Source organism: Bifidobacterium sp. UBA4282, from assembly GCF_002394995.1.
GTDB classification, from domain to species: domain Bacteria; phylum Actinomycetota; class Actinomycetes; order Actinomycetales; family Bifidobacteriaceae; genus Bifidobacterium; species Bifidobacterium pullorum_B.
The window spans coordinates 1-3816 of sequence record NZ_DGVO01000008.1 but is presented as its reverse complement, the minus strand read 5'-3'; the positions used below and the strand labels follow the sequence as shown (position 1 = coordinate 3816).

The window sequence follows — 3816 nt, the reverse complement described above, 5'->3', positions numbered from 1 at the left end:
GCGTAGGGAGCCAGGCCGGCCTGACGCCTGAAGCCGATGTCATACATCGAGCCCCAGGAGTCGTTGATGTCACCCGTGGTGCGCCAGCTGTTGGCGTCCACGAAGCGTCCCCACTCCCAGACATTTGCCATACCGTACTGGCAGAGGCTATAGAAGATGTCGCGGGGCTGCTCGCGCAGGTATTTCTGCATGAGCAGGTAGGGGCGCACGTAGGAGGCTACGCCCTTGTCCTTTTCCTTGGCGTGGGCGCGTCCGTAGCCGCACCAGTCGTACTTCAGGTAGTCGATACCCCAGCTGTTGTAGCTCTCTGCATCCTGCAGCTCGTGGTCGATGCTGCCGAGGTAGCCGCCGCACGTGTAGTCGCCGGGGGAACTGTAGATACCGAACTTCAGGCCGCGCTCGTGGAGCCAGTCGCCGAGGGCTTTCATGGAGGGGAATTTCTCGTTCACGGCGATGGTGCCGTCGGCGTTGCGCTCGGGAGCTTCCCAACCATCGTCGATGTTCATGTAGCAGTAGCCGTAGTCCGCCAGCCCCTTGTCAATGAGCGCCTGAGCGGAGGACATCACCTTCTCCTGCGAGACGCTGAGAGCCCAGCAGTTCCAGGAATTCCATCCCATGGGCGGTGTGAGGGCAATCTTGCTGCCCACTTTCAGGGTGAACTCCTGCTGAGCGCGGCCGCGGGCGTTCTCTGCCGTGGCGGTGAAGGTTATTTCGCAAGGATGACCGATGCTGCCGCTGAGCACACCTTCCTCGGTGAGCTTCAGGCCGGCGGGGAGTTTGTCTGCCGTGATCTTGATAGGCTTCTCGCCACTGACGCCGAAGCGGAAGATGACGGGCGAACCGGGACGGACGCCGAAGACGGCGGGCGTGTTGAAGCGAGGAGTCAGCGGCGCGGGAGGTGTCAATAGGTATTTCAGGGGACGCTGATGCTCGACGTACTTGCCGCTCTTGGCGTCCACGTACTTAGCGCTGGCTACGCAGCGTTTCGTCTTGTCGTAGGGGAGGGCCAGGCGCGTGGGCTTGCCTTTGCGGACCGTGACCTTGCGGGTGAGGGTTCCCTGCACGGCACCCGTCTCACGATTGACGATGTTGAAGGTGACGGTTCCGACTTGGTTGGTGGCGTATTCGTTGTTCAGCTCCAGCGTGCATTGTGAGGCCTGACCGTCGGGAGCCTCGGCAAAACGCATCTTCAGTCCGTCCGTGATGTTGGGCACGCGCACGGTGAGTGGGCGGCCGAAGAGGCCACCAGGCTCGCCGCCGTTATAGACACGGACTGCGATGACGTTGTCCTGATCCCAGCGGATGCCGCCGGACTTAGCATCTACGGAGTAGCTGCGCTGGGCACTCCAAGCGGACTGGTAGCCGCCTTCGTCCTTGGGGAAACGACCCTTCTTGCCGATGAGTTTTCCGTTGAGGAAGGTCTCGTCGGCGTCATCGGCCTGAGGCAGGTCGAAGACCACAATCTTCTGCTGGTCGGCGCCGTCCATCAAAGACTTCGGGATGGTGACGTGAATGCGGTACCAGACAAACGAGTTGTTGAACTGCTTACCCTGGTCGTCCCACGTCTTGGTGATGCTCATCTCCTCCCAATTGGCGTCGGAGGCTTCGGGCTTTGCCCAGTTCATGTCGTCGCCCTGATGGTAGCGGGCACGGCTCACGGAAATGTTCTGTGCGGCCAGATTCAGCGCGAGCGCTGCTGCCGCGAGTGTCAAAAGAATACTTTTTCTCATAGTTGTTAGGCTTTTATGGTGTTATTGGATAAGTTTTTTCATACTCATCTTGCCGGCACGGATTACATACACTCCGGCGGGCAAATGCGGGATGTTGTCATACCGGCCTCGATAGAGCATCTGTCCGAGGGCGTTATAGACCGCCACTTGCTTCCCCGCAAGGGATGTGCCGGCAGCGGCTTCGGCCTCGGGCACCACCACTCCTGTGCCGCCGTGGAGGAACTCCTCGGTCTCGCGGAGCAGTGCTGCGATATCCTGCTCTGCAGGTGTCACTGCGTAGTTGTTGCGCAACTGGAAGAGGCAGGCGTCGTCCGAACGGGCCGTACGGTTGAAGGGCGCTTCCGCCGTGCTGTTTGCCTGCAAGTGTGCGCGCGAGGAGCCGATGAAGAAATTGTTGTTGCTGCGAGCCGTCAGCGCCAAGGCTACGGGCTTATCGCTGAGAGCGGGCACGTCGTCCGAGAGGCTCAGATACTTCTTCGCGCCGAGGTTGTAGAGGTAATATTCCTTGTAGTCCACGGAATGGAGCACAAGCCAGTTCGCATAAGGGTTGGAGATCTGGGTGCTGGCGGTGTAGGCTTCGAGGGCGCCGTCGAGAGTGGCACCGCTCAGGGTGAGTTCGCCTTGCTCATTGGCGATGACGTCGCCTCGGCCTGTGGAGCTGTGGAGCACGTAGGCGCTGAAGCTGGAGTGATGCACCAGGTTATCCAGCAATCCGTAGTTTAGGGGCTGCGCTGTCTGGCCGAAGCGGTCGATGGCCTCGCGCAGTGCCGCGACGGCCTCAGCGTCATCACCCGGCAGGGCGTGGTAGGTGGCTCGCAGTTCCTCGAGAGCCGCAGGGGCGTAGCCGCCGAAGCGGTCGGCCTCGCCCAGCAGTTCCTCGGCCACTGCCTTGAGGTCGTTCAGCCGGTACTCGTGCTTGAAATAGACTTCGTTGATGAGGAGGTTGTTGCCGTAGCCGCGGGCACAGCGGAGACGGAAGTAGCGGGAGGTGATTGGCTCCTTCAGTTCCACGGTCGGAAATTCCTCGTTCTCTACTCCGTAGTTGCCCATGGTGCGCCACGTCTTGCCATCGTCCGACACGGCCAGCTGGATGTCCTTCACGCGATAGGTGTACTCTCGTGCCTGATAGAAGCCTATGCTGCTGATGGTTACGGGCTCCCCGGCATCGAAGCTGAAGGTGTGAGGGAAGGAGCTCCACTGCTTCTGGCGGTAGTAGGTCGTCGTGTTGCCGTCCATGATTTGTGCCGCACGGCCGAAGTCGCCTTCTTCGTTCACCTCTTCGTCGCTGTAGCCGATGAGGGTCCACGTGGCGGGGTCGGAGATAGTGCGCGTGGACTCAATCTTCATCCGGATATCTTTATAGTTGCTGCGCGTGGTAGCCAGGTCCACCCGCTCGCGCAGTGCCTGCGTATTGATGGTGTCCACCCAGGGCATGGCTCCCTGCTGGGCGTAGTCGAAGGTGTTGGCGCTGTCGCGCACTCCCAGCAAACCGCCAGATTGCAAGTAGAGGCAGTTGTCGAAGAGCGCTGTCACGCCGTGGCCGTAGTCATCGCGCGAATTGCGCTGGGTCTCCCAGTGCTGGGTGCTGCTGAACCCGGCGTGGTTCAGGGTATGCCACCTGCCGCTGGCTGCGGAGCGCATGGACATATTCCTATAATAGACGCGACGATAGAGGTCGCCGCCGAAGCCGCTCCAGTTCTCGAGAAAACTGTAGAGGCCGGAGTTGTTGCCCTCCATGCGGTAGTCCCCCGCACGGCGCAGGGTGCCGAAATAATGCCATTCCGTCTCTTCCGCCTGCTTGTACCACAGGGTCTGCAGGGTGCTCTTGAAGGTCTTCACCACGGGGTTGCCCTGCTCGTCCGTGGAATTGATTTCCACGAATTCGGGGCGGTCGTTGAGTAGCATCTGCACCCAGTGGTCTGTCTGCCAGCGCTGTCCTTCGGGATAGCGCAGGCTGCTGCCGGTGCCCTCGCCGCCAAATCGCACGGCGTAGGCTTCCGGACCTACATCGGCGGCTCCGGCGCGCATATAATCCGGCAGGTTCTTGTCCTGGTCGGGGTCGCCGTCATCCCACACGGAGAAGATC

2 protein-coding genes are annotated in these 3816 nt (G+C 60.9%); both read right to left on the bottom strand.

All coding sequences use genetic code 11. From position 1 onward, the window contains the following. Nucleotides 1–1730 (bottom strand): glycoside hydrolase family 27 protein (locus B4C31_RS00925; protein WP_291530961.1); only part of this gene is annotated, 1730 nt, incomplete at its 3' end. Nucleotides 1731–1751: 21 nt separating this feature from the next. Beyond that, on the bottom strand, nucleotides 1752–3816 hold a 2065-nt coding region (locus B4C31_RS00920; protein WP_291530960.1), incomplete at its 5' end, for a DUF3472 domain-containing protein.